The organism is Micromonospora sp. NPDC049201 (assembly GCF_055586805.1).
Genome location: NZ_JBVJHM010000004.1, coordinates 428,693 through 452,631, shown reverse-complemented (window position 1 = coordinate 452,631; position 23,939 = coordinate 428,693). Strand labels below are relative to the sequence as shown.

Below are 23,939 nucleotides of genomic sequence, written 5' to 3'. Positions count from 1 at the left end.
GGGGCGGGGCTCCCGCGTGCGTCCGGTGGCCCCGAACGGGTCGCCGTGGGCCCGGGGTGCGTCAGGCGGGGCGGGCCGACTCGACGACGAACGGGGTGCCCTGCTGGCAGGTGGTCATCATGCCCGGCTCGGGACGGCCGGTGACCTCCACCTTGGCGCCGGCCTTGAGCAGGTCGCGCGGGCCGCCGACCAGCAGGTGGTCGTCGAGCAGCAGGCAGTTCGGTTCGACGCCGGCGCGGATGGTGCCGCTGAGCGTGGTGCCGCCCACGCCGGGCGGCGTCGACGGGCCGCCCTTCCAGGTCGGGTTCGGGCGGCTGGGGCTCGCGCTGGGGGCGGGGTCGGGCTGGCTGGTCACCGGGGCGGCTCCCGTCGGACTCGGGCTGGGGCTGGCGGGCTCGTCGCCCGGGCCGGCGCAGGCGGTCAGCGCGACACCGGCGAGGAGGGCGACGAGCACCGTCCGAGGAGTATTCATGTCGATTGGACGCACGGGGTGCCGGATCCGTTCCCGGTCAGCCGCGCGCCGCGGCGGCCTTCATGTCGCGCTTGAGCTCCTGCGGCAGCGAGAAGGTCAGCCGCTCGTCGGCGGTGGTGATCTCCTCGACGTCGGCGAAGCCGCGCTCGGCCAGGTGCACGAGCACGTCCTGGACCAGGTCGTCCGGCACGCTCGCGCCGGAGGTCAGCCCCACGGTGCGGGCCCCGGCGAGCCAGGCGTCGTCGATCTCGTGGGCGAAGTCGACCAGGTGCCCGGCGCGGGCGCCGGCGTCCAGCGCGACCTCGACCAGGCGGACCGAGTTCGAGGAGTTACGCGAGCCGACCACGATCACCACGTCGCACTCGGGGGCGATCTCCTTGACCACGTGCTGGCGGTTGGAGGTGGCGTAGCAGATGTCGTCGCTGGGCGGCGACTGGAGCAGCGGTAGACGCTGCTTGAGACGGGCCACGGTCTCCAGCGTCTCGTCGACCGAGAGCGTGGTCTGGGAGAGCCAGACCACCTTCTCCGGGTCACGCACGGTGACCTGGTCGACGCTGTCCGGCCCGTCGACGAGCTGGATGTGGGCGGGGGCCTCACCGGCGGTGCCGATGACCTCCTCGTGCCCCTCGTGACCGATGAGCAGAATGTCGTAGTCCTGCTGGGCGAACCGCCGGGCCTCGTGGTGCACCTTGGTGACCAGCGGGCAGGTGGCGTCGATCGCCTTCAGCGAGCGCTCCTTGGCCTGCTCGTAGACCTCGGGGGCGACACCGTGGGCGGAGAAGATGACGGTGGCGCCCTCCGGCACCTCCTCGTTCTCCTCCACGAAGATCGCGCCCTGGGCCTCCAGCGTGCGCACCACGTGCTTGTTGTGCACGATCTGCTTGCGGACGTAGATCGGCGCGCCGTAGAGCTTCAACGCCTCCTCGACGGTCTGCACCGCCCGGTCCACGCCCGCGCAGTAGCCGCGGGGCTTGGCCAGGAGCACGCGCTTGCCGGTCCGGGGAGTCGTCTCAGCGTCAGTCACCCGACCATGGTACGTGCGCCCGCCGCGCCCTCGCCCGGCCTGTCGGCCCCGGGCCGTAGGGTGGGCGGGGTGAGCGCGGGTGAGGTGGGTCGGGGCACACCCCCGGAGGGGAGCACGCCCCCGGAGCGGAGCACGTCCGAGGAGCCGTGGCCGGTCCGGGTGGTCAGCCAGAAGGTCGGCGCCTGGATCGCCCGGCTCGGCTGGGTCTGGGTCGACGGCCAGGTGGCGCAGATCAGCCGCCGGCCCGGCGCCGCCACCGTGTTCCTCACCCTGCGTGACCCGTCGGCCGATCTCAGCCTGACCGTCACCACCAACCGCGACGTGCTCGACGCGGGCGCGCCGGAGCTGCGCGAGGGCGCCCGGGTGGTGCTGCACGCCAAGCCCGAGTTCTATGCCGCGCGGGGCACGCTGAGCCTGCGCGCCGACGAGATCCGCCAGGTCGGCCTCGGCGAGCTGCTGGCCCGGCTGGAGAAGCTCAAGAAGCTGCTGGCGGCCGAGGGGCTGTTCGACAGGTCCCGCAAGCGGCGGCTCCCGTTCCTGCCCGGCCGGGTCGGCCTGATCACCGGGCGGGCCTCGGCGGCCGAGCGCGACGTGTTGACCAACGCCCGCCGTCGCTGGCCGGCGGTCGACTTCCGCACCGTCAACGTGGCGGTGCAGGGGTCCGCCGCGGTGCCCGACATCGTCGGCGCGCTCAAGGTCCTCGACGCCGACCCGACGGTCGACGTGATCGTCATCGCCCGGGGCGGCGGCGGCATCGAGGACCTGCTGCCCTTCTCCGACGAGGCGCTGTGCCGGGCGGTCTTCGCCTGCCGCACGCCGGTGGTCAGCGCGATCGGCCACGAGACCGACACGCCGCTGCTCGACTACGTCGCCGACGTCCGGGCCTCCACGCCCACCGACGCCGCGAAACGGATCGTGCCCGACCTGACCGAGGAGGTCCGCCTCATCGGGCAGGCCCGGTCCCGGCTGGAGCGCGCCGTCCGCCATCTCGTCGACCGTGAGCAGCACCGGGTCGACCTGCTCCGCTCCCGCCCGGTGCTGGCCCGGCCGCAGGTGATGGTCGACCAGCGCGCCGTCGAGGTCACCGCGCTGCGGGACCGCGCCGGCCGGTGCCTGACACACCGGCTGGGCGCCGCCGACGACGACCTGCGGCACACGCTGGCCCGGCTGCGTGCGCTCTCCCCGGCGGCGACGCTCGACCGCGGCTACGCCATCGTCCAGCGCGCCGACGGCCACGTGGTCCGCGCGGCGTCCGAGGTCGCCAAGGGCGATCCACTGCGGGTACGCCTCGCCGAGGGCGAGCTGACCGCCACCGTCGACGGCTGATGAGATGGGACCGATGACTGAGAAGACCAAGGACGAGCAGCTCAGCTACGAGCAGGCGCGCGCCGAGCTGGCCTCGGTGGTGGAACGGCTGGAGGCGGGCGGCACCTCGCTGGCGGAGTCGCTGGCCCTGTGGGAGCGCGGCGAGCAGCTCGCCGGGGTCTGCCAGCACTGGCTGGACGGCGCGCGGGCCCGCATCGACGCCGCCCGGCAGCGCGCCGGGGAGTGAGCCTCGGAAGCGGTACGCCGCAGCGGCGTCGGGATGCCACTGCGGCGTACCGGCGACGAGCCGGACGACCTCCGGTCAGTTGAACAGGTTGTACAGCTCCGGCGGCGCCTCGACGACCTGGTCGGCCGGGGGCTTCTGGGCCGCGGCGGCGGCGCCGTAGTCGCTGTAGGTGATCTTGACGTCCTGCGCGGCGCTCTGGCCGGCGGCCGGGATCTTGAGCACCAGCTCGCTGAGCCGGCCCTGCGGGTCGACCTTGGCGGTGAACGGCACCGACTGGGCCTGCGCCCCGAGCGCGGTGATCACGGCCGGGTCGAGCGAGCCCGCCTCGGCGGCCTTCGACACGTCGACGGTGCCCTCGTACGCGCCGTCGCCGCTCTGCCGTACGTCGGTGATGCCCTGGGTGAGCACCGCGCTGCCGGCCGGGTCGACCTTCTCGAAGTCGAAGCCCAGCGCCCGGTTGCCCTTGATCCGGTTCTGGTCGAGGTGGTGGTACTTGCCGGTGTTGAGGTTCTTCACGCCGGGGATCTGGGTGGCGGCGGTGCCGCCCAGCTCCAGCTTGACCCAGCTGTCCGGCTTGGCGTGGATGAGGTCCAGCTTCATCATCAGGTCCGACGACGGGTCACCGATCGTCATCCGCATCTCGGCGCTCTGGCTGGGCTGGTGCACCTGCCCCTCGGCGGTGGAGCCGGCACCGGTCATGGCGAACCGGAAGTTGCCCTCCCGGATCGCGTTGGTGGAGTCGAGCAGCGCCTGCTTGGCCGCGCTGCCGGACGCCGTGGCGCTGGGGGCGACGCTGCCGGAGGCGCCGGCGCTCGGGGTCGCGGAGGCGTCGGACGTGCCGTTGCCGTTGCAGGCCGCCAGGCCGGGAATGAGCAGCGCCGCGGCGAACGCGGTGGCGCTGAAGCGTCGTATCTTCACGTCAACCTCTCCAGGTGGGTCGTCCGGGATCGTGTCCCTTCTGTTCCCTGAAGCGGCGTTCGGCAATCCCGGTCATCCGACCGGGGACGTCAGCGCAGCGAGGTGGCGAGCCGGCGCAGCTCCGCCTCCCCCGCGTCACCGACCACGATCACCGTGCGGTTCGGTTCCAGCAGGACGAGCGCCTGCTCGTTGCCGCGGGCGGTGTACCGCTGCCAGCTCAGCCCGTCCGGCAGGTCGGCCGGGCCCTGCGGCCGGCCGTCGCTCAGCTCGGCCGGCAGCAGCTTCTCCGCCGGGATGTTGCTCTCCACGAGCTGCGCGCCCCGGCCCTCCGGGGTCAGGTACCCGATGCGCAGCGTCGCGCCGTCCGTCTCGGTCCGGAAGCGGGCGTTGACCGTACGCCAGTCGTCGCCCAGCCCGGTCGGCGCGGCGACCGGGAAGGCGCCTGCCGCGCGGGCCTGCTCCAGCGCGGGCGCCGGGTCGACGGTGACCGGCGAGTCTCCGCCGAGAAAGCCCCGGTAGAACGCGATCAGCAGCGCGATCGGCACCAGCAGGATCAGCAGCGACAGCACCATGTCCTTCGGGGACCGCTCGGAGCGGGCCTTCTCCTTCCCCGGGGGCGGGGCGGGACGCTCACCGGCGTCGGCGTCGGCGTCGGCGTCGGCGAGCGGCGCGGACGCCGACGGCTCGACGAGCGCGGGCGGCCCGTCCGGCGGGGTGGCACCGGGCCGCACCGGCGGCTGGCCGTCGGGCGGCGTGGCGTCGGACGGTACGCGGTCGGCAGGCTGTGCGGGTTCCACCCGGCCATTGTCGCAGCCCGACGGGGAAGGTGATCCTGGCCTCCTCCGCCCCGCCGGGGCGGCGAACCTGGGATCGTGTGAGGATCAGCGACAAAACCGGCGGCACCCCCGCCGGTCCACCCCGCAACGTCGCGAGGAGGAGGCCGCCATGACAACCACCGGTACGCGGACGCCCCAGGATCTCGACCGCAATCTCGCCCTCGATCTGGTCCGGGTCACCGAGGCCGCGGCCATGGCCGCCGGCCGTTGGGTCGGCCGGGGCGACAAGGAGGGCGGTGACGGCGCCGCCGTCGACGCCATGCGCAAGCTGATCAACTCGATCCCGATGCGGGGCGTCGTGGTGATCGGCGAGGGCGAGAAGGACAACGCCCCGATGCTCTTCAACGGCGAGGAGGTCGGCGACGGCACCGGTCCCGAGGTGGACGTGGCGGTCGACCCGATCGACGGCACCACACTGATGAGCAAGGGCATGCCGAACGCGCTCGCCGTGCTGGCGGTGGCCGAGCGCGGCGCGATGTTCGACCCGAGCGCGGTCTTCTACATGGAGAAGCTGGCGGTCGGCCCGATGTACGCCGACGTGGTCGACATCAACGCCGGGGTCGCCGAGAACATCCGCCGGATCGCGAAGGTCAAGGGCACCGACACCAGTGAGGTGACGGTCTGTGTGCTGGACCGGTCGCGCCACGACGACCTGGTGAAGCAGATCCGGCGCTCCGGCGCCGGCATCCGGCTCATCTCCGACGGCGACATCGCCGGCGCCATCGCGGCGGCACGCGGCGAGTCGGACGTCGACGTGCTGATGGGCATCGGCGGCACTCCCGAGGGCATCACCGCGGCCTGCGCGCTGAAGTGCATGGGCGGCATGATGCAGGCCAAGCTCTGGCCGAAGGACGACCAGGAGCGGGAGAAGGCGCTGGCCGCCGGGCACGACCTGGACCGGGTGCTGTTCACCGACGATCTGGTCACCGGCGACAACTGCTTCTTCGTGGCCACCGGTGTCACCTCCGGCGACCTGCTGCGCGGCGTGCGCTACCGGGCCGGTGGGGCGTACACCCAGTCGATCGTGATGCGCTCCAAGAGCGGCACGATCCGGGTCATCGACTCGTACCACCGGCTGGAGAAGCTGGCTCTCTACTCGGCTGTCGACTTCGACGGGCGCCCGTTGGCCGAGCAGGAGTGACCACGACCGGGACGCCGACGCCAGCGCCGACGCTGTCGACCAGCCGGCGGATCGCCGGGGTGGGGCTGGCCACCGGCTCCGGCGTCCTGGTGGCGATCCAGTCCCGGATCAACGGCGAGTTGGGCGTACGGCTGGCCGACGGGATCGCCGCCGCGCTGGTCTCGTTCGGCCTCGGCCTGCTGATCCTGCTGGTGCTGGTCCCCGCCACCGGAGGGGGCCGGCGAGGGCTGGCCGCGCTGCGCGGCGCGCTGCGCGGCGGCACGCTGCGGCCGTGGCAGTGCCTGGGCGGCGTGTGCGGCGCGTTCCTGGTGGCGACGCAGGGGCTGACCATCGGCGCGCTCGGCGTGGCCGTCTTCACCGTCGCGGTGGTGGCCGGGCAGTCCGGCAGCAGCCTGCTGGTGGACCGTGCCGGCATCGGCCCGACCGGCCGGCAGGCGGTCACCCCGAACCGGCTCATCGGCGCGGTGCTCACCGTGCTGGCCGTGCTGCTGGCGGTGGGCGACCGGCTGGGCGATCCGGGCGCGCTGGCGCTGGCGCTGCTGCCGCTGGCCGCCGGCGTGGGCATGGCCTGGCAGCAGGCGGTGAACGGCCGGGTCCGTGCGGCGGCGGACAGCGCGCTGACCGCGACGCTCGTCAACTTCGCGGTCGGCACGGTGACGCTGCTCGCCACGTTCGCGGTGGAGGTGGCGGTGCGGGGTCGGCCGACCGGCGGCTTCCCGAGCGAGCCGTGGCTCTATGCCGGCGGTCCCGTCGGCATCGTGTTCATCGCGCTGGCCGCCGCGCTGGTCCGGTTCACCGGGGTGCTGCTGCTCGGCCTGGCCACCATCGCCGGGCAGATCGTCGGCGCGGTGCTGCTGGACGTGGCGCTGCCGACCGCCGCCTCACACCCCGCCCTGAACACCTTCCTGGGCGCCGCCCTGACCCTCGCCGCCGTCCTCATCGCCGCCGGGGGTAAGGCGGGGCCCCCCGTTAACGCCTCCGGTAGAGGCGGGGCCCCCGCTTAACCAACGCGTTAACAGGGGGCCCGGCCTAACGTGGAGCCGGGACACGCAGGCCGGCGACCATCTCGTCGACGATCCGGTCCAGCGGGGTCGACTCGACGCCGAGCGTGGCGGTGGCCGCGGACGAGTCCAGCACGAACGGGCCGGCGAACTGGTGTGCCGTCTCGCGCAGTTCCCGGGCGAACGGGTTGACCACACCGGCCGCCCAGAGCACCGGGTACGGCATCCGGGTCAGCCGCGGCGCGGGCGCCCCGGCCCGGGCCGCGGTCCGCCGGGCCAACTCCCGCATGGTGGCCGCCGGCGGGCTGGGCACGTGCCAAGCCCGGCCCCAGGCCCGCGCGTCGGTCGCGGCGGCGACCAGGGTGGAGGCGACGTCCGGGACGTACGTCCAGGTGTGCGGCGCGTCCCAGTCGACCGGCAGGAACACCCGCTGCCCGGCGAGCACCCGGGGCAGCACCATCATGGCCAGGGAGGTGCCGCCGAGGCCGATGTAGTCGGAGCCGCGTACCTCGGTGACCCGGGCGTGACCGGCGCGGTGCGCGGCCAGGGCGTCGGCCCACATCCGGTTGCGGACCCGGCCCTTGGTGCCGGTGGCGGCGAGCGGGGTCGCCTCGGTCATCGGCGCGTCGACCGGGCCGTACCCGTAGAGGTTGCCGACCGTGGCGAGCACGGCGCCGCTGCGCCCGGCGGCGGTGAGCAGCGCGGCGGCCAGCGGCGGCCAGTCCGTGGCCCACCTGTGGTACGCCGGGTTGGCACAGTTGTACAGCGCGACCGCGCCCTCGGTCAGCGCGGTGAGCCGGTCGGCGTCACCGGCGTCCGCGGCGATCCGCTCGACCGCCGGGTGTTCCGGGCCGGTGCCGCGCCGGGTCACCACGCGCACCCGCTCGCCGCGCTCGGCGAGCAGTCGGGCGGTGGCGGTGCCGACGGGTCCGGCGCCGACGATCACGTGCAGGGCCATGACAGGGTCCACCTATTCTGAAGCAGTAGTCCGAATCGAGAGCACTGCTCTCGAAAAAGAGCATGACTCACGGAGCGGCCTCAGTCAAGAGCAGTGCTCTCTGTTTTGATTGCCGCTCTCGCTCATGGCACAGTGGGCGCATGGTCGCTCCCTCGCTCCGCGCCCGGGTCCGCGCTGGGATGATCGAAGAGATCAAGGCGGTCGCCCGCCGTCACCTGGCCACCGACGGCGCGGACCTCTCGCTGCGCGCCGTCGCCCGGGACCTCGGCATGGCCTCCTCCGCGATCTACCGCTACTTCCCCAGCCGTGACGACCTGCTCACCGCGCTGATCCTGGAGGCGTACGACGCGCTCGGCGACGCGGTGGAGGCGGCCGACGCCGCCGCCGACCACGACGACCTGCGCGGTCGCTGGCTCGCCGCCAGCCGCGCGGCGCGCGCCTGGGCGCTCACCCACCCCGCCGAGTACGCGCTGCTCTACGGCAGCCCGGTGCCCGGCTACGCGGCCCCCGACGACACGGTCGCGCCCGCCCAACGGCCCCCGATGACGCTGCTCGGCATCCTGCGCGACGGGATGGCCGCCGGCCGGCTCACGCCGCCGGACGAGGAGCCGCCCGAGCCGCTGCGCGGCGACCTGGCCGAACTGACCGCGCTGACCGGGGTGCCGTTGCCACCCGCGCTGATGGTCCGGGCCATGGCCGGCTGGACCCAGCTCTTCGGGCTGATCAGCTTCGAGCTGTTCGGCCGGATCAACCGGGCGCTGCCGCACCGGGACGAGTACTTCGACCACCAGATCGCCCTGACGGCCGACCTGGTCGGCCTGCCCTGACGGCCACCCGCAGGGGTTGAGAAGGGGCCCCATCTCTACCGCAGGCGTTAGGAGGGGGCCCCTCCTCACGTGCCGTCGGAGGAGTGGCCGGGGAATAGGTGCGCCGTCGGGTCGATGGCGACCGCCGCGTTGTTGACCGCGGTCGCCGCCTCGCCGAAGCCGGTGGCGATGAGCCGGACCTTGCCCGGGTACTCGGTGATGTCCCCGGCCGCGAACACCCGGGGCAGGTTGGTGGCCATGGCGCTGTCGACCACGATGTGCCGCCGGTCCAGGGCCAGCCCCCACTCGGTCAGCGGTCCCAGGTCGGCGGTGAAGCCGAGCGCGGCGACCACGGTGTCCACCGGGAGCGTCTCCACCGCGCCGCCACGTACGGTCAGCTCGGCGCCGGTGACGTGCTCCTCGCCGTACAGCCGGCTCACCTCGGCGTTGACCACCACCCGCACCGGCAGCGCGCGGACCCGCTCGACGGTGGCGGCGTGCGCACGGAAGCGGTCCCGCCGGTGCGCCAGCGTCACCGACCGGGCCAGCGGCGCGAGCGTGACCGCCCAGTCGAACGCCGAGTCGCCGCCGCCCACGATGAGCACGTGCCGGTCGGTCAGCTCGACCGGCTGCGGCACGAAGTAGACGATCCCGGCGCCGGTGAAGCTCTCCGCGACCGGCAGCGGCCGGGGCGTGAAGCTGCCCAGCCCGCCGGTCACCACCACCGCGCCGCAGCGGAGCTGCTCACCGCCGGCCAGCCCGAGCACCGGCCGGCCGTCGAGGTAGGACAGCTTCTCCGCGCGTACGCCGAGCAGGTAGTCGGGGTGGTACGGCGCGGCCTGGGCGAGCAGGTTCACGATCAGCTCCCGGCCCTTGACGGCGGGGAAGCCGGCGACGTCGAGGATCAACTTCTCCGGGTACATCGCGGTGACCTGACCACCCGGCTCGGGCAGCGCGTCGATCACGGCGACGGAGAGCCCCCGGAACCCGGCGTAGTAGGCGGCGAAGAGCCCGGTCGGACCGGCCCCGATCACGGCGAGATCGACTTCGCGCATGGCGTACCGTCACTTTCGGCCAGGGATCAACCCGTGCTGCCGACGGTAGGCGGGCCGGTGACCTGGGGCAAGGACGTCCCGCCGGTCGATCGATCGCGTCGTCAGGGCAGCCGGAGCGGCGGCGACCCGAGCGGGTCCGGCGTGCCGGTGTCCGCGCGACGGCGGAACAGGATCGCGGCGACCACGCCGCCGAGCAGCCCGAAGAGGTGCCCCTGCCAGGAGATCCGCTCGTCGGTGGGGAGGATGCCCAGCAACTGCCAGCCGTAGAGCAGGCCGACCAGCAGCACCACCGCGAAGTTCCACCAGCTCCGCTCCACCACGCCCCGGGTGAGCAGGATGCCGAGGTAGCCGAAGATCACCCCGCTCGCGCCGACCACCACGGAGCTGGGCGAGCCGGTGAACCACACGCCCAGCCCGCTGACCAGGATGATCACCACGGTGGACCAGAGGAACCGGCGGGTGCCGGCGGCCAGCACGAACGTGCCGAGCAGGATCAGCGGGATGCTGTTGCTGTAGAGGTGGTTCCAGCCGGCGTGCAGGAACGGCGAGAAGAAGACGCCGTCCAGGCCCTGGATGCGGTGCGGGATGATGCCGGCGGTGAGGTCGAGGTTGAGCCGCAGCCCGACGTCGAGCGCCTCGATGAGGAACAGCACCGGCACCACCGCGCACATGGCGACGAACGCCCGGCCGAGCGACGCGTAGAACGCGTCGGTGCCGAACCGGTGGGGGTCTCCGCCGCGCGGGCTGTCCTGCCAGGTCACCTGTCAACAGCTATCAGCAATTGCGGCGGACCGCCAGTCGGGCGGACAGACGGCGGCGGCGGGACACCCGGATCACCGGGCCTCCCGCCGCCGTTCGACTCGATCAGTACCAGCCCTCGCTCTGCGACTGCTGCCAGGCGCCGCACGGGGTGTCGTACCGGCCCTTGATGTAGCCGAGGCCCCAGGTGATCTGGGTGGCCGGGTTGGTCCGCCAGTCGTCGGCGACCGAGCCCATCTTGCTGCCGGGCACCGCCTGCGGGATCCCGTACGCGCCGGAGCTGCTGTTGGACGCCTTCGGGTTCCAGCCGCTCTCCTTCGTCCAGAGCTTGTCCAGACAGGGGAACTGGTCGATGCCGAAACCCTTGTCCAGCATGACCGCGCAGCCGACCTTGCGGTTGCCGCTGTACTCCGCGCAGGACGCCGGAATCGGCCCGTCGTACGGCTTGGCCTTCGCCTCGGACTCCGCCTCCGCCTTAGCCTTGGCCTCCGCCTCGGCGCGCTCCTTCTTGCGGTTCGCGGCGGCACGCTCGGCGGCCTTGGCCCGCTCGGCGGCCTCCTTCGCCGCCGCCTTGGCCCGCAGCTTGGCCTGGTACTCGGCGGCGCGCTGCTTGGACGACTGCAGGCGATGGTCGGCCTGCCGTTCGCGCTGGTAGATGTATTCGGTCCGGTCGACCTCGCGGCCGACCTGCGCGGTCAGGCCCTGCTGCTGGGTCTGACGATCTTCGCCCAGGTAGAAACCGCCGGCGACGCCCACGGAGAGCAGCGCGACGGCGGCCGTACGGGCGCCGAACCGGCTCCAGAGCCGACTCACGAAGTTTCCCTTCGTCGGAGGCAGGGACACGGCACCACGCGTGGCCGCACGGCCGCGCCCGGGTGCCGCGAGCGCCCCGACCCACCGGTCTCCGCCGGCGCACCGGCCCCCGTGGCTCCCGCCGTCGTGGCGGAGAATGCTCGACGAGGTGCCGGGTGCGGATGGGACTCCAGGCACTGGAGTTGTCGGTGACGCTCGATGGACACCATCGCGCACGGTGAGACGGGTGGGAAACCGCAGGAGCCAAAAGTGATCTGCACCACATTTGAAATAGGGACGAAGTGGGGCAGAACGACCAGTCAGCTCGGTATGTCCTCCAGCAGGTCGGTGACCATCGCGGCGATCGGCGAACGCTCCGACCGGCTGAGGGTGACGTGCGCGAAAAGGGGATGGCCCTTCAGCGCCTCGATCACCGCGGTCACGCCGTCGTGCCGCCCCACCCGCAGGTTGTCGCGCTGCGCCACGTCGTGCGTCAGCACCACCCGCGAACCCTGACCGATCCGGGACAGCACGGTGAGCAGGACCCCCCGCTCCAACGACTGCGCCTCGTCGACGATGACGAACGCGTCGTGCAGGCTGCGGCCCCGGATGTGCGTCAGCGGCAGCACCTCCAGCAGGCCGCGCGAGGTGACCTCCTCCAGCACGTTCTCGTGCACCACCGCGCCCAGCGTGTCGAAGACGGCCTGCGCCCAGGGCGACATCTTCTCCGACTCCGAGCCGGGCAGGTAGCCCAGCTCCTGGCCGCCGACCGCGTACAACGGACGGAAGACGATCACCTTCTTGTGCCGGCGGCGCTCCATCACCGCCTCCAGGCCGGCGCAGAGCGCCAGCGCCGACTTGCCGGTGCCGGCCCGGCCGCCCATCGACACGATGCCGATCGACTCGTCCAGCAGCAGGTCGAGCGCGATCCGCTGCTCCGCCGAGCGCCCGTGCAGACCGAACGCCTCCCGGTCACCACGGACCAGCCGAACCGTCTTGTCGGGCAGCACCCGGCCCAGCGCCGAGCCCCGCGACGAGTGCAGCACCAGGCCGGTGTGGCAGGGCAGGCCCGCGGCGGCGTCGACGTCGAGCGCCTCGCCCGCGTACAGCCGGCCGATCTCGTCGTCGGGCAGCTCCAGCTCGGCCATCCCGGTCCAGGTCGGGTCGCTGGCCTGGCCGTGCCGGTACTCGTCCGCGCGCAGGCCGACCGAGGCCGCCTTCACCCGCAGCGGCATGTCCTTGCTGACCAGGGTCACGTCGCGGCCCTCGGCGGCCAGGTTGAGCGCCACCGAGAGGATCCGGGCGTCGTTCGACTCGTTGCGGAAGCCGGGCGGCAGCACGCCGTCGTCGGTGTGGTTCAGCTCCACCCGCAGCGTGCCGCCGGAGTCGTTGGCGGGCACCGGACGGTCCAGCCGGCCGTGCCGCACCCGCAGCTCGTCCAGCATGCGCAGCGACTGGCGGGCGAACCAGCCCAGCTCGGGGTGGTGCCGCTTGCCCTCCAGCTCCGAGATGACCACCAGCGGCAGCACCACCTCGTGCTCGGCGAAGCGGTGGAACGCCGCGGGGTCGGAGAGGAGGACCGAGGTGTCCAGGACGAAGGCCGGGCCGGATGGTCGGGGCTCCTCGGTGCCGGCGGTGGTGGCAGCGGCGCTCCGCCGGCTGCGCGTGGTCCGGCGGGTCGTGGCGGTCGCGGCCGGGGTCGGCTCGGCTCCGGCGGGGGTACGGCGAGTGGTCACAGGCCTGCTCCGCGGATGGGCACCCGGCCACCCGAGTTCCGCCTCATCCGGTGCCCGGCGGACACGGGGTCGGATGCGGGCCCCGTGCGCGAGGTCGCAGGTCCGGGCTGTCCGGCTGGCCCGGGAAAACCCCGTGCCATGCCTAGACGCTAATCGCCGTGGGCCCGCTCGGCTAGAGCCCTGGATGGATCACCGGTGAACACGCCGGAACCGGCCGGGATGCATGCCCCCTGCGCGCATCCCGGCCGGGGCCGGAGCCGCCGGCGTCGCTCCGCCACGACGGCGGGCGGGCACGGCGCGTACCGGACGCGGGCCTCAGCCCGGCCGCCGCACCAGCGCCCCGGCTCTGGGGCCGGCGGCGGTCGCGCCGAACGAGGACCCGGTGTACGTGGTGCCGGCGCGGGCGACGGCTCCGCCGGGCCGAGCGGTCGCGGTGACCCGGACGGCCGGCGACCCGGTCCGTACGCCCGGCGCGTCGGGGCGGGCGGTGACCGCGGCGGGCACGGCGGTGCCGGCGAACGGCGCGCCGGTACGCCCGACCGAGGTCACCACCGTCGGGGCGGGCGCGGCCAGCGCCGAGGCGATGACGGCCTGCGCCTCCCGACGCCGACGGTTCCAGGCGCCCCGATCACCGTCGAAGTAGCCCTGCCGGTAGCCGAACCGGTAGCCGATCCGGTAACTGAGCTGGCCGTGCAGCCGGCCGGCGGCGTAGCAGGCGGAACCGAGCACCAGGACGAGGACGACGGCGAGAAAAGGGCTCACCGGGCCACCTCCGCCGCCCCGCTCATCGCTCGTCCGCCCCGGGCAGCGGATCGACCACCAGTAACCGCTCCAGATCGGCGGTACTGACCTCCTCGACCAGCTCCACACTGATCCGGCAGCCGTCGAGGATCACCTCGGCCACCGAGGCCCGGCGGATCTCGCCGCCGGAGTCGTAGACCCGCACGCTCAACTCGGGGCAGCCGAGGTGGGTCCGCCAGGCGTCCCACTCCTCCCGGTCGCCGACGTTGAGCGAGAGGTAGCGGCAGCCCCGGGCGAGGTAGAGGCGCCAGGGCGCGCTCAGCCCGGCGGAGACGCCGTCCGCGATCAGTCCGAAGGCCTGGGCGCGGGTCGCGAGTTCGGTCACGACACCCCCTCCGCACCGGCGGAGTGACGCATGTGAGCACTTGTCGTCTCAAGCACGTGACACAACGTAAGTTGTCTCATGGGCGTGACAGTATCAGCTTTTCGTCCGCTTGCCGCCGTACTGGCGTCTATCTATCCTGCCCGGGTGACACCCCTCAACAGCGGCTCTGGAGCGTTGATCGGCAGCCGCCCCCCGGCGTCACGTCAGCGTGACACCAGCGCGCCGAGCAACCCCGGTGCGAGCGACTGGTCGTACCGTCACGGGGTGAGCGAGACGGCCAATGCACGGAAGATCTCCTTTGCCACCTTCGTCCGCCGCGCGCTGGACGACGCCCGCGCCATGCGCGCGTGGAGTGGCACCGAGGTCTCCCGGCGCACCGGCGTCTCCCGCCAGACCATCAACCGCTGGGTGCGCGGCGACTGGGCGAGCGACCCCGAGGCCGAGCGGGTGGTCGCGTTCTGCGAGGGGCTCGGGCTCGATCCGAGCACCGCGTTCACCGCGCTCGGCTGGGACCGGACGACAGGCCCCCGCGCCGCCCCCGCGCCGCCCCCGATGGACCCGGACGTCGAGGCGCTGCTGCGCCGACTGGTCGACCCGAACGTCTCCGACGCGGAGAAGTTCCACATCCGGGAAACCATTCGTTACCTCGCATATCGCCCCACACTGCCAGCCAATGTCCGAAATAGGGGTAAACAGGCCGGGTAGTTCTCAGATGGTGAAAGAACGGAAAGGCAGTACCGATCGTTTCGCCTCGGGGCCGGATCGGACCGGCTAGCGTCCACGTTTGTACTGCTAAGGGCTCGTCGTCGGCGGGGGGACGGGACACAGCCGAACCCAGCCCTGCGGGACAGAAGGAGGGGTCTGTCCATGACCCTGAAATGGTTGGCAGTCGTGGTCGCGGTGGTGTCGGTGACATCGTGCGTGACCGGCAACGTGGTGGTCGGCGTGCTGGACGGCGGGCAGCTTCCCCTGGTCGTCAATCTCCTCGCGCTCACCACCACCGGCACGGCGGTGATCCTCGCCGTCGTGGCCGAGTTGCACGACCGGCTCAACGACCGGGTCAGCGCGCTCACCGAGTTCCTGGTGGCGCGACTCAACGAGATCGAGGCGCACACCGGCGACCGGAACACCGGCTTCGTGGAGGGGTACCTGCTCAGCCACGGGCAGGAGGCGGCCGTGGTGCCGTTCGGGCGCCGAGGACGGGGAGCCGCCGAACGCTGAACTCCCGCGTCGTCCCGACGTCACATCTCGGCCACGAATACGCCGCCCGGCGCGGGGTACGCTGTCGCGCGTGCCGCCGTTGAATCTGGGCAACCAGCAGCCGAAGACCCCGTTGGACGCCGAGCACGCCTGGCGGGCCACCGCCGCGCGTGCGGGTGACGTGGTGCTCTTCTTCGACTTCGACGGCACACTGGCGCCGGTCGACGACGATCCCACCGCGGTCCGCCCCGCGCCGAAGGTGCTCACCGCGCTGGAGGCGCTCGCCCCGCGCGTACGCCGGATCGCGATCGTCTCCGCGCGCCCGGTGGAGTTCCTCCGCGACCATCTCGGCGGCCTCACCGGCGTCGACCTGTACGGGCTCTACGGCCTGGAGCACAGCCACTCGGGCGGCGAGACGGTCACCGAGCCGGCCGCGTTGCCCTGGGTGCCGACCATGGCCGAGCTGGCCGAGCAAGCCCAGGCCGAGCTGCCGCCCGGCGCGCTCGTCGAGTTCAAGCGGCTCTCCGTCGCGCTGCACTGGCGCACCGCGCCGCAGCTCGGTGACCTGGTGCAGGAGTGGGGCCGGGCCCAGGCCGAGCGGCTGGGCCTGCGTTGTCAGGCCGGCCGCATGGTGCTGGAGCTGAAGCCGCCCGTGGACCGGGACAAGGGCATGGTCATCGGTGAGACGGTCCGCGACGCCGGCGGGGCGTGGTATTTCGGCGACGACGTCTCCGACATCAAGGCGTTCGCCGCGCTGCGCGCCCGCGCCGCCACCGATCCCGACTTCCTCGGCGTGTGCGTGGCGGTAGCCAACCCGGAGACCGGTCACGAGGTCGCCGACGCCGCCGACCTGACGCTCGACTCCCCCGCCGCCCTGGGCGACTTCCTCACCGCCGCCCTCCCCCACCTGGCCCCCTGACCCTCTCTCCCTCTCCCTCTCCCTTTCCCCGCCCCGTCCGCTTCCTCGATCTTGCACTTACCGCCCCGACAAAGATGGGCAAAAGCCCCAGGTACGGGGCTGAATGTGCAAGATCGGCGAGGCGAGGCGGGGCGAGGCGGGGGACGCGGGGGGACGGGACGCGGGGCGGGGTCAGGCGCCGTAGCGGCGTTGTCGGGTGGCGTAGGAGCGCAGGGCGCGGAGGAAGTCGACCTTGCGGAAGTCGGGCCAGTTCAACTCGCAGAAGTAGAACTCCGAGTGCGCGCTCTGCCAGAGCATGAAGCCGGAGAGCCGCTGCTCGCCGCTGGTCCGGATGATCAGATCCGGGTCCGGCAGGCCCTTGGTGTAGAGGTGCTCGGAGATGTGGTCGACGTCGAGCGTGGTGGCCAACTCCTCGATCGTCCCGCCGCGCGACGCGTGCTCCAGCAGCAACGAGCGGACCGCGTCGGCGATCTCGCGCCGGCCGCCGTACCCGACGGCGATGTTGACCTGGGCGCCGCCGTCGCGATCCCGGGTGCGCTCCTCGGCGGCCTTCAACGCGGCCGCGTGCTGCGCCGGCAGCACGTCGAGCGCGCCCACCATGCGCAGCCGCCAGGGATTGCCCTGCTCGGCTAGCTCGGTGGTGAGATCCTCGATGATCTGGAGCAGCGGGTCCAGCTCGGCGGCCGGCCGGGAGAGGTTGTCGGTGGAGAGCAGCCAGAGCGTGACGTGCCCGACGCCGGCCGCGTCGCACCAGCGGAGCAGCTCCTTGATCCGCTCGGCGCCCATCCGATGACCGTCGTTCGGATCGACGAAGCCCATCTCCCGGGCCCATCTGCGGTTGCCGTCGCACATCACGCCGACATGGGCGGGCACCGGCTTGCCCGCGAGCTTCGCGGTCAGCCGGCGCTCGTACACGGAGTAGAGGAGTTTCCGCAGAGTCATCACTTGCAGGGTAGCGACCCCCGGGAAAGATCAGTGCCGCGGTGGCGCATCGCGGGACGGCGGGTCGCCTCCGGCCCGGCACGCCGACGCCGGCGGGTCACTCCCCGGTCCGGCGCGACCGCGGCGCGTCATCCCCGGGGTCGGCATTGCCGCAGCGCGTCACCCCCGGGCCGGCATTGCCGCAGCGCGTCACCCCCCGGGCCGGCATTGCCGCAGCGCGTCATCCCCGGGGCCGGCGTTGGCGCGGCGCGGCGGCGGCGATCGCCCCCAGCGTGCGGGCGTCCAGGCGGCCGTCGCCGAGCCCCAGCTCCACCACCGTCCGGTAGACCCGCTCGTCCCGGCCGGCCGCGCCGACCACCGCGTCCACCACCCACTGCCGCCGGGCCAGCCAGGCCGCCGCCGAGCTGTGCCGCAGATGGGTGCCGAGCCGGGCGCGCAGCGCCGCCGCGTACCGCTGGGCCGCCTCGGCGGGCGCGCCGGCCGCCGCCGCCCCGGCCAGCGCGCCGGAGCGCAACGCGTAGAAGATGCCCTCGCCGGTGAACGGGTTGATCAACGACAACGCGTCGCCGGCCAGCACCACCCGGCCCCGGCCCGGCGCCGGCCGGTGGGTGGAGAGCGGCAGGTGGTGCGCCCGCAGGTCGGTCACCGTGGCCGGGTCGGTGCCGGGCAGCAGCGCGGCCATCCGGTCCAGCAGGTGCGCGCGGGTCAGCGGCTCGCCGCGCAGCACCTCCCCGTACCCGACGTTCGCCCGCCCGTCGCCGATCGGAAACACCCACGCGTACGCGGGCCAGCGCGCCGCCGAGGTCACGATGAGCTGCTCGGGTGGGCCGGGCGGCGCCGGCGCGTAGCCGCGGATGGCGAGCGCGAGGTGCCGGTCCGGGTTCACCGGATGCCCGAGCGCCCGGCGCAGCACCGAGCCGGCGCCGTCCGCGCCGACCACCGCGCGGGCGGTCAACTCCCCGTCGAGCACCACCCGGTCGACGCCGACCTCCACCCGGCGTACGGTGTGCCGCCGCAGCTCCGCCCCCGCCCCGACCGCAGCCCGGACCAGTCGCGCGTCGAACACCCGCCGGGGCACGGTGTACGCGGGCCGGGGCAGCGCGCGGGCCACCGCGCCGCCGCCGGGGCCGACCAGGCGCAGCGCCGGCAGCGGCGGATATCCGTCCACCGCGCCGGTCACGCCCAGCTCGGCGAGCACGTCCAGCGCGTGCGCGGCGATCCCGTCCCCGCATGCCTTGTCCCGCGGGAAGTCGTGCCGGTCGAGCAGCAGCACCCGCGCCGCCCCGGCCCGCCGCGCGGCGAGTGCCGCCGCCGCCCCGGCCGGACCCGCCCCCACCACCACGACGTCCCACACCGCGTCACCACCCACCCCCCGATCCTCCCCCGCCCACCCTCCCCCAACCCCCCACCGCGCCGCCCCACCCCGCCCCGACCCCGTTGATCAAGAGGTTTGCGTCGGAAAGCGGCTCGAATTTGACGCAAACTCCTTGATCAACGGGGTGGGGGCGGGAGTGGGGTGGGAGTGGGGTGGGGTGGGTCAGGGGGTGGGGGTGGCTCGGTGGAGGGAGTAGAGGGTGAGGGCGGCGGCGGTGAGAAGGGGGGCGCCGTCGCGGATCAGGCCGTCGGTGCCGAGCAGCCACCAGCAGAGCGGAAGGTCGAGCGCGAGCACGCCGAACGTCACCACCACCAGCGCCCGCCGGGCCCAGCCCTTGCCGCGCAGCAGGAACGCGGTGCAGAACAGCACCGCGTAGCTGGCCGCGATGCCGGCGCCGATCCAGAACAGCACCGCGGGTACGGCGGCGACCCCGCCGTCCAGCAGTGACCCGGTCGCCACCAACGCCGGCACCAGCATCAACGGGCTGTAGGTGAACGCGGCGACCCGGGCGGTCAGCAGCCACCCGTTCGCCTGTGGGCGCTTCGGCGTCACCTCGCGCCAGGCGATCGTCCCACCCTCGACGACCAGGCCCTTGCGGTGCCGGACCAGGTGCGCCCGGACCGCGTCGGAGCGGTAGAGCAGCACCACCACGGCGACGCAGAGCGCGGTGAGCGCCGCGAAACCGAGCAGGCCGGGCAGCGCCGGCACCCCCTGCCGGGGCACGATCAGGCGGCCCACCGCGAAGACGGTGGTCACGGCCAGGATCAACCCGAACGGGCGGGCCGCCACCCGTCCCCGGTTGACGTGCCCGATCAGGATCAGGAAACCCAGCGAGCGGAGCATCGCCCAACCGGTGCGCACCGCGAGGCCGAACTCCTGCTCCGGGGCGTACCAATAGTTGAGCAGCTCGACCACGACGGTGGCTCCCGCGGTCACGGCGAGCAGCGTGGTCAGCGCCCGGACGGCGGACGGCCGCCGGACCTCGACAGGTTCGGCGGCCGTCCTCATGGCATCCGTTGTTGCCCGGCGCGGGCAACCGGCACACCTGTTACTTCTGCGGCTCCACGTCCAGCCGGGCGCGCAGCGCGTCCAGCTCGGCCCAGAGCACGCCGGGGAGCTTGTCGCCGAACTTCTCGAACCACTCGGTGACCAGCGGCAACTCCTTGCGCCACTCCTCCGGGTCGACCTTCAGGGCGATCCGGACGTCCTCCGGGGTCATGTCGAGGCCGTCGATGTCCAGCGCGTCCTGCGCCGGGACCATGCCGATCGGGGTCTCCACCGCGTCGGCGGTGCCCTCCAGGCGCCCGATGATCCACTTGAGGACGCGGGAGTTCTCGCCGAAGCCCGGCCAGAGGAAGCTGCCCTCGGCGTCCTTGCGGAACCAGTTGACGTAGTAGATCTTGGGCAGCTTGGCCTCGTCGCCGTCCGTGCCCTTGCCCATCTCGATCCAGTGCCGGAAGTAGTCACCGGCGTGGTAGCCGATGAACGGCAGCATGGCCATCGGGTCGCGGCGCACCACGCCGACCGCGCCGGACGCGGCGGCGGTGGTCTCCGAGGAGAGCGTGGCCCCCATGTAGACGCCGTGCACCCAGTCCCGCGCCTCGCTGACCAGCGGGACGGTGTCCCGCCGCCGGCCGCCGAACAGGATCGCGTCGATCGGCACGCCGTTCGGGTCGTAGTAGTCGTCGGCCAGGATCGGGCACTGCGTGATCGGGGTGCAGAACCGGCTGTTCGCGTGCGAGGAGAGGTGGTCGCTCTCCGGCGTCCAGTCGTTGCCCTTCCAGTCGACCAGGTGCGCCGGCGGCTCACCCATGCCCTCCCACCAGATGTCGCCGTCGTCGGTGAGCGCCACGTTGGTGAAGACCGAGTTGCCGCGGTCCAGCGTCCGCATGGCGTTGGCGTTGGTCTTCCAGTCGGTGCCGGGCGCGACGCCGAACAGGCCGTACTCCGGGTTGATCGCGTAGAGGCGGCCGTCCGGGCCGAACCGCATCCAGGCGATGTCGTCACCGATGGTCTCGACCTTCCAGCCCGGGATGGTCGGCTCCAGCATGGCCAGGTTGGTCTTGCCGCAGGCCGACGGGAAGGCGCCGGCGATGTGGTAGACCCTCCCCTCCGGGGAGGTGATCTTGAGGATCAGCATGTGCTCGGCGAGCCAGCCCTCGTCGCGCCCCATCACGCTGGCGATCCGCAGCGAGTAGCACTTCTTGCCGAGCAGCGAGTTGCCGCCGTAACCGGAACCGAAGGACCAGATCTCCCGGGTCTCCGGGAAGTGCGAGATGTACTTGGTCTCGTTGCACGGCCAGGCCACGTCCTGCTGGCCGGACGCCAGCGGCGCGCCGATCGAGTGCAGCGCGTGCACGAAGTCGGCGTCGTCGCCCATCGCCTCCAGGATCGACGACCCCATCCGGGTCATGATCCGCATCGAGGCGACCACGTACGGGCTGTCGGTGATCTCGACGCCGAACATGGGGTTCTCGGCCTCGATCGGGCCCATGCAGAACGGGATGACGTACATGGTGCGACCGCGCATGCTGCCGCGGTACAGCTCCGTCATCGTCCGCTTCATCTCGGCCGGCGCCATCCAGTTGTTGGTGGGGCCGGCGTCCGCCTCGTCGACGGAGCAGATGAAGGTGCGCTCCTCGACCCGGGCGACGTCCGTCGGGTCCGTCCGCGCGTAGAACGAGTTGGGCTTCTTCTCGGGGTTCAGCCGGATCAGGGTGCCGTTGGAGACGAGTTCGTCGGTGAGGCGACGCCACTCCTCGTCGGACCCGTCCACCCACACCACCCGCTCCGGGGCGGTCAGTTCCGCGACCTCTCGGACCCAGGCGAGCAGTTTGGGGTGGGACGTCGGGGCCTGATCGATACCCCGCACAACAGCCGGAGCAACCATGTCACATCTCCTTGTGGTCGACGCTGACCGATCTATGGGATGCACGAGTTCTGGCGGGTGAGGCGCCGCCGTCGTGGAAACCTGGGATTGGGCTCAGCGTAAACCGGGCTGCCTCCCCAGTCAGTGGGACTGGTTGTGAAGAACTGCACAAGGTACGCCCACGCTGCGGCTACACGATCTGATACCCGCTTTCGCGCGCAGTTTCACGCAAATCCTTCGGCGAACCTTCGACGGCCCGACCCGCCGATGCGGGATTACGTGATGCGCCGCATGCATTCGTACGGTCGGTTACGCTCTGCTCACAGACATTCGGAACGGACCACCGGACCGCCTCCCGGCGACCCGGCCACGGCGGACGGCGGGGAAGTTGTCGCGGCCGACTCGCCGTTGCGGCGGGTCCCCCTTCCCCCCAACCGGTACTCTCGGCGGGTGGCCGCGACGATGACCGGGGACCAACCGGGGGCTCCGCCGACCCGTTCGGGTCCGATCGGAGCGCTGCTCCACCGCTTCGGCCACCTCATCCACGAGCTGAGCAAGTTCGCCACCGTCGGCGGCTTCGCCTTCCTCGTCGACTTCACGCTCTTCAACTACCTGTCGAGCGGGCGCGGCATGCCGCCGCTGGCGGCGAAGACCATCTCCACCGTGATCGCCGCGACGGTCGCCTTCCTCGGCAACCGGTTCTGGACCTGGCGGCACCGCCAACGCTCCAACCCCGCCCGCGAGTACGCGCTGTTCTTCTTCTTCAACGGGGTGGGCCTCGGCATCGCGGTGGCCTGCCTGGCGATCAGCCGCTACGGCCTGGGCGCGATCTGGCCGGCGGTGTTCCAGACGCCCCTGGCCGACAACATCGCCAGCTTCATCGTCGGCACCGGCCTGGGGACGCTGTTCCGCTTCTGGTCGTACCGACGATTCGTCTTCGTCGAGGCGGGAACTCCCCCCGTTCCGGCACCGAGCCGAGATCGAGAGTCCGGGGCGTGACGCACCGCCCATCCCGACCCGCCGGGCCCAGCCGGCCCTGCCCACTGCCCTAAGGTGTTCCGCATGCCTGGAGTCCGTCTGCTGCCCGAGCGCTGGCAGAAGTTCATCCGTGAGGCGGCCAAGTTCGGCATCGTCGGCGGCATCAACACCGTCATCAATTACGCGGTGTTCAATGCGCTGGCACTCACGGTTTTCCGGGACGGCCAGCTCAAGGCGACCGTGATCGCGACCGTCGTCGCTACTATCACGTCGTATCTGATGAATCGGCACTGGACGTACCGGGATCGACCGAAATCCGCCCTGCGGCGGGAATACGTCCTGTTCTTCCTGTTCAACGGTGCCGGCCTGGTCATCGAGCTCGGCGTCCTGGCGTTGGCGAAGTACGGCCTCGGCGTACACGGCCTGCTGGCGTTGAACGTGGCGAAGACGGTCGGTGTCCTGCTGGCCACCCTGTTCCGCTTCTGGTCCTACCGCACGTTCGTGTTCCAGCCGGTGCCGAAGCACGCCGAGGAGACCTGGCACGCCGTGCCCCGCGACGAGTGGGACAACGTCGCGGAGATGGACCCGGTCGCCGAGCTGGCCGAATCGGTGAGCGAGCTGGAGGAGGAGGAGCCGCCCCCGGGCGCGAGCCGCCCGACAAGCGACTACACGCCGCCCCAGGGGCGTACGGCTCCGGTCGACGCCGCGCTGGGCGGGGCGCTCCGCGCCGACCTGGACGCCGAACTGGCCGCCGAGTTCCCGTCCCGCCGCGCCCGCCGCTGAACGTGGGCGCCCGCCCTGGCGCGGCTCACGAGGGGTCGCGGAGCGGCTTCCCGTCGGCCATGTCGGCCAGCATCTCCCGCATCTCGCCGTCGCCCAGGCTGTGCTTGTCGTGGTGGGCCTCGACCAGTTCGTAGAGCTTCGTCTGCACCCGGTCCACGTGCGGCACGTCGTGCAGCACCGACTGGCCCCGCTCGCCGGCCGACTCGATGGTCAACGTGCCGCAGCCGAGCATCCGCTCCACGAAACGCTGGTGCATGGCGTGGTCGTTGATCCGGGTCAGCGGCAGGTCCCGCCGGTTGCGGGAGAGCACGCCCTCCTGGAGCAGCACCCGCTCGTTGGTGAACAGGTAGTGCGTGGTGCGCCAGACCAGGAACGGCCACAGGCCCAGCCAGAGCACCAGCACCAGGCCGAGCCCGGCGAGGACGTACAGCGCGATGGCGCCGCCGTCGCCGTCCGGCAGCAGGATCCAGCCGGCGACCACCGCCGCGACGGTGAGCGCCAGCACCAGGATCGGCCGGATCAGGGCCTTCCAGTGCGGGTGCAGGTGCAGCACGACGTGCTCGTCCTCGGTGAGCACGTCTTCGGGGAATGCCACTTCGAACCTCCTCGCGGAACCGGACGCGCTGACCGTAACCGGTCGGGGCGCCCCGGCGGCATCGGCCGCGCGGGCCGCTACCGGAGGTGGGAGGTGTTAAGC

At 72.6% G+C, this 23,939-nt stretch carries 26 protein-coding genes; 10 read left to right on the top strand and 16 right to left on the bottom strand.

The genetic code is table 11. From position 1 onward, the window contains the following. Window positions 1-61: 61 nt before the first annotated feature. Window positions 62-472, bottom strand: coding sequence for a hypothetical protein (locus ACZ6O5_RS12115; protein ID WP_465976530.1), 411 nt, complete (start codon window positions 470-472; stop codon window positions 62-64). Window positions 473-509: 37 nt separating this feature from the next. Beyond that, window positions 510-1,496: a 4-hydroxy-3-methylbut-2-enyl diphosphate reductase gene (locus tag ACZ6O5_RS12110; protein ID WP_465976528.1), complete on the bottom strand. Its 987-nt coding sequence runs from the start codon at window positions 1,494-1,496 to the stop codon at window positions 510-512. A gap of 69 nt (window positions 1,497-1,565) precedes the next feature. Between ACZ6O5_RS12110 and xseA the strand changes: the two genes are divergently transcribed. Continuing rightward, complete coding sequence (gene xseA / locus ACZ6O5_RS12105) at window positions 1,566-2,822, top strand: exodeoxyribonuclease VII large subunit (RefSeq protein WP_465976526.1); 1,257 nt, start codon at window positions 1,566-1,568, stop codon at window positions 2,820-2,822. 13 nt (window positions 2,823-2,835) lie between these two features. Beyond that, entirely contained in the window at window positions 2,836-3,048 is a 213-nt protein-coding gene (locus ACZ6O5_RS12100; RefSeq protein WP_465976524.1) for an exodeoxyribonuclease VII small subunit, read from the top strand. A gap of 75 nt (window positions 3,049-3,123) precedes the next feature. On the opposite strand, the gene ACZ6O5_RS12095 is transcribed toward ACZ6O5_RS12100, so the two are convergent. Further along, window positions 3,124-3,966, bottom strand: coding sequence for a hypothetical protein (locus tag ACZ6O5_RS12095; RefSeq protein ID WP_396773072.1), 843 nt, complete (start codon window positions 3,964-3,966; stop codon window positions 3,124-3,126). Window positions 3,967-4,055: 89 nt separating this feature from the next. Next, complete coding sequence (locus tag ACZ6O5_RS12090) at window positions 4,056-4,763, bottom strand: DUF4245 domain-containing protein (protein WP_465976522.1); 708 nt, start codon at window positions 4,761-4,763, stop codon at window positions 4,056-4,058. A gap of 148 nt (window positions 4,764-4,911) precedes the next feature. Between ACZ6O5_RS12090 and glpX the strand changes: the two genes are divergently transcribed. Beyond that, the gene (glpX, locus tag ACZ6O5_RS12085; RefSeq protein ID WP_107162337.1) at window positions 4,912-5,943 is read left to right on the top strand and encodes a class II fructose-bisphosphatase; all 1,032 of its coding nucleotides are present in this window, start codon (window positions 4,912-4,914) and stop codon (window positions 5,941-5,943) included. Beyond that, complete coding sequence (locus ACZ6O5_RS12080) at window positions 5,940-6,947, top strand: DMT family transporter (protein WP_465976520.1); 1,008 nt, start codon at window positions 5,940-5,942, stop codon at window positions 6,945-6,947. The genes glpX and ACZ6O5_RS12080 overlap by 4 nt, the downstream gene beginning before the upstream one ends. A gap of 25 nt (window positions 6,948-6,972) precedes the next feature. Here the strand turns inward: ACZ6O5_RS12080 and ACZ6O5_RS12075 are convergent, their stop codons facing one another. Continuing rightward, window positions 6,973-7,902: an NAD-dependent epimerase/dehydratase family protein gene (locus ACZ6O5_RS12075; RefSeq protein WP_465976518.1), complete on the bottom strand. Its 930-nt coding sequence runs from the start codon at window positions 7,900-7,902 to the stop codon at window positions 6,973-6,975. Window positions 7,903-8,042: 140 nt separating this feature from the next. Here ACZ6O5_RS12075 and ACZ6O5_RS12070 point away from each other — a divergent pair, with 140 nt between their 5' ends. Further along, window positions 8,043-8,729 carry a TetR/AcrR family transcriptional regulator gene (locus ACZ6O5_RS12070; RefSeq protein WP_465976516.1) on the top strand — a complete coding sequence of 229 codons (687 nt, stop codon included), beginning with the start codon at window positions 8,043-8,045 and terminating at the stop codon, window positions 8,727-8,729. Between the two features lie 65 nt (window positions 8,730-8,794). Here the strand turns inward: ACZ6O5_RS12070 and ACZ6O5_RS12065 are convergent, their stop codons facing one another. The 6 genes from ACZ6O5_RS12065 to ACZ6O5_RS12040 form a co-directional block, all read right to left on the bottom strand. Beyond that, complete coding sequence (locus ACZ6O5_RS12065) at window positions 8,795-9,763, bottom strand: NAD(P)/FAD-dependent oxidoreductase (protein WP_465976514.1); 969 nt, start codon at window positions 9,761-9,763, stop codon at window positions 8,795-8,797. 101 nt (window positions 9,764-9,864) lie between these two features. After that, entirely contained in the window at window positions 9,865-10,524 is a 660-nt protein-coding gene (locus tag ACZ6O5_RS12060; protein WP_465976512.1) for a rhomboid family intramembrane serine protease, read from the bottom strand. A 103-nt stretch (window positions 10,525-10,627) separates the two neighbouring features. Next, entirely contained in the window at window positions 10,628-11,335 is a 708-nt protein-coding gene (locus tag ACZ6O5_RS12055) for an aggregation-promoting factor C-terminal-like domain-containing protein (RefSeq protein ID WP_425785774.1), read from the bottom strand. A gap of 299 nt (window positions 11,336-11,634) precedes the next feature. Then, window positions 11,635-13,050 carry a PhoH family protein gene (locus tag ACZ6O5_RS12050; protein ID WP_107162330.1) on the bottom strand — a complete coding sequence of 472 codons (1,416 nt, stop codon included), beginning with the start codon at window positions 13,048-13,050 and terminating at the stop codon, window positions 11,635-11,637. A gap of 315 nt (window positions 13,051-13,365) precedes the next feature. Continuing rightward, entirely contained in the window at window positions 13,366-13,812 is a 447-nt protein-coding gene (locus ACZ6O5_RS12045; protein WP_465976509.1) for a hypothetical protein, read from the bottom strand. Window positions 13,813-13,834: 22 nt separating this feature from the next. After that, window positions 13,835-14,176 carry a hypothetical protein gene (locus tag ACZ6O5_RS12040; protein ID WP_107162328.1) on the bottom strand — a complete coding sequence of 114 codons (342 nt, stop codon included), beginning with the start codon at window positions 14,174-14,176 and terminating at the stop codon, window positions 13,835-13,837. 264 nt (window positions 14,177-14,440) lie between these two features. On the opposite strand from ACZ6O5_RS12040, the gene ACZ6O5_RS12035 reads away from it, so the two are divergent. The 3 genes from ACZ6O5_RS12035 (at window position 14,441) to otsB (ending at window position 16,295) form a co-directional block, all read left to right on the top strand. Beyond that, window positions 14,441-14,881, top strand: coding sequence for a helix-turn-helix domain-containing protein (locus ACZ6O5_RS12035; RefSeq protein ID WP_465976507.1), 441 nt, complete (start codon window positions 14,441-14,443; stop codon window positions 14,879-14,881). A gap of 162 nt (window positions 14,882-15,043) precedes the next feature. Continuing rightward, a complete protein-coding gene (locus ACZ6O5_RS12030) occupies window positions 15,044-15,397 on the top strand; it encodes a hypothetical protein (protein WP_107162326.1) in 354 nt (117 codons plus the stop codon). 70 nt (window positions 15,398-15,467) lie between these two features. Beyond that, on the top strand, window positions 15,468-16,295 hold the full coding sequence (gene otsB / locus ACZ6O5_RS12025) for a trehalose-phosphatase (RefSeq protein WP_465976505.1): 828 nt from the start codon (window positions 15,468-15,470) through the stop codon (window positions 16,293-16,295). Window positions 16,296-16,466: 171 nt separating this feature from the next. Here the strand turns inward: otsB and ACZ6O5_RS12020 are convergent, their stop codons facing one another. The 4 genes from ACZ6O5_RS12020 to ACZ6O5_RS12005 all read right to left on the bottom strand — a co-directional run bounded on the left by ACZ6O5_RS12020 (window position 16,467) and on the right by ACZ6O5_RS12005 (window position 21,502). Then, entirely contained in the window at window positions 16,467-17,237 is a 771-nt protein-coding gene (locus ACZ6O5_RS12020) for an isoprenyl transferase (RefSeq protein ID WP_281942819.1), read from the bottom strand. 220 nt (window positions 17,238-17,457) lie between these two features. After that, entirely contained in the window at window positions 17,458-18,591 is a 1,134-nt protein-coding gene (locus ACZ6O5_RS12015) for a geranylgeranyl reductase family protein (RefSeq protein ID WP_465976719.1), read from the bottom strand. A 183-nt stretch (window positions 18,592-18,774) separates the two neighbouring features. Next, complete coding sequence (locus tag ACZ6O5_RS12010; protein ID WP_465976503.1) at window positions 18,775-19,620, bottom strand: hypothetical protein; 846 nt, start codon at window positions 19,618-19,620, stop codon at window positions 18,775-18,777. Between the two features lie 40 nt (window positions 19,621-19,660). Beyond that, on the bottom strand, window positions 19,661-21,502 hold the full coding sequence (locus ACZ6O5_RS12005) for a phosphoenolpyruvate carboxykinase (GTP) (protein WP_465976501.1): 1,842 nt from the start codon (window positions 21,500-21,502) through the stop codon (window positions 19,661-19,663). A gap of 441 nt (window positions 21,503-21,943) precedes the next feature. Here ACZ6O5_RS12005 and ACZ6O5_RS12000 point away from each other — a divergent pair, with 441 nt between their 5' ends. Both ACZ6O5_RS12000 and ACZ6O5_RS11995 read left to right on the top strand, forming a co-directional pair. Continuing rightward, entirely contained in the window at window positions 21,944-22,480 is a 537-nt protein-coding gene (locus ACZ6O5_RS12000; RefSeq protein ID WP_465976717.1) for a GtrA family protein, read from the top strand. A 63-nt stretch (window positions 22,481-22,543) separates the two neighbouring features. After that, complete coding sequence (locus ACZ6O5_RS11995; protein WP_465976499.1) at window positions 22,544-23,242, top strand: GtrA family protein; 699 nt, start codon at window positions 22,544-22,546, stop codon at window positions 23,240-23,242. Window positions 23,243-23,267: 25 nt separating this feature from the next. On the opposite strand, the gene ACZ6O5_RS11990 is transcribed toward ACZ6O5_RS11995, so the two are convergent. Beyond that, window positions 23,268-23,837, bottom strand: a complete 570-nt coding sequence (locus ACZ6O5_RS11990) for a PH domain-containing protein (RefSeq protein WP_465976497.1) — start codon at window positions 23,835-23,837, stop codon at window positions 23,268-23,270. Window positions 23,838-23,939: the final 102 nt, after the last annotated feature.

What these genes read in the sequence shown, in the direction of transcription:
- ACZ6O5_RS12115 (WP_465976530.1), bottom strand. Translation starts at nt 472, where the DNA reads ATGAATACTCCTCGGACGGTGCTCGTCGCCCTCCTCGCCGGTGTCGCG.
- ACZ6O5_RS12100 (WP_465976524.1), top strand. Translation starts at nt 2,836, where the DNA reads ATGACTGAGAAGACCAAGGACGAGCAGCTCAGCTACGAGCAGGCGCGC.
- glpX (WP_107162337.1), top strand. Translation starts at nt 4,912, where the DNA reads ATGACAACCACCGGTACGCGGACGCCCCAGGATCTCGACCGCAATCTC.
- ACZ6O5_RS12075 (WP_465976518.1), bottom strand. Translation starts at nt 7,902, where the DNA reads ATGGCCCTGCACGTGATCGTCGGCGCCGGACCCGTCGGCACCGCCACC.
- ACZ6O5_RS12070 (WP_465976516.1), top strand. Translation starts at nt 8,043, where the DNA reads ATGGTCGCTCCCTCGCTCCGCGCCCGGGTCCGCGCTGGGATGATCGAA.
- ACZ6O5_RS12065 (WP_465976514.1), bottom strand. Translation starts at nt 9,763, where the DNA reads ATGCGCGAAGTCGATCTCGCCGTGATCGGGGCCGGTCCGACCGGGCTC.
- ACZ6O5_RS12030 (WP_107162326.1), top strand. Translation starts at nt 15,044, where the DNA reads ATGACCCTGAAATGGTTGGCAGTCGTGGTCGCGGTGGTGTCGGTGACA.
- ACZ6O5_RS12020 (WP_281942819.1), bottom strand. Translation starts at nt 17,237, where the DNA reads ATGACTCTGCGGAAACTCCTCTACTCCGTGTACGAGCGCCGGCTGACC.
- ACZ6O5_RS12010 (WP_465976503.1), bottom strand. Translation starts at nt 19,620, where the DNA reads ATGAGGACGGCCGCCGAACCTGTCGAGGTCCGGCGGCCGTCCGCCGTC.
- ACZ6O5_RS12005 (WP_465976501.1), bottom strand. Translation starts at nt 21,502, where the DNA reads ATGGTTGCTCCGGCTGTTGTGCGGGGTATCGATCAGGCCCCGACGTCC.
- ACZ6O5_RS12000 (WP_465976717.1), top strand. Translation starts at nt 21,944, where the DNA reads ATGACCGGGGACCAACCGGGGGCTCCGCCGACCCGTTCGGGTCCGATC.
- ACZ6O5_RS11995 (WP_465976499.1), top strand. Translation starts at nt 22,544, where the DNA reads ATGCCTGGAGTCCGTCTGCTGCCCGAGCGCTGGCAGAAGTTCATCCGT.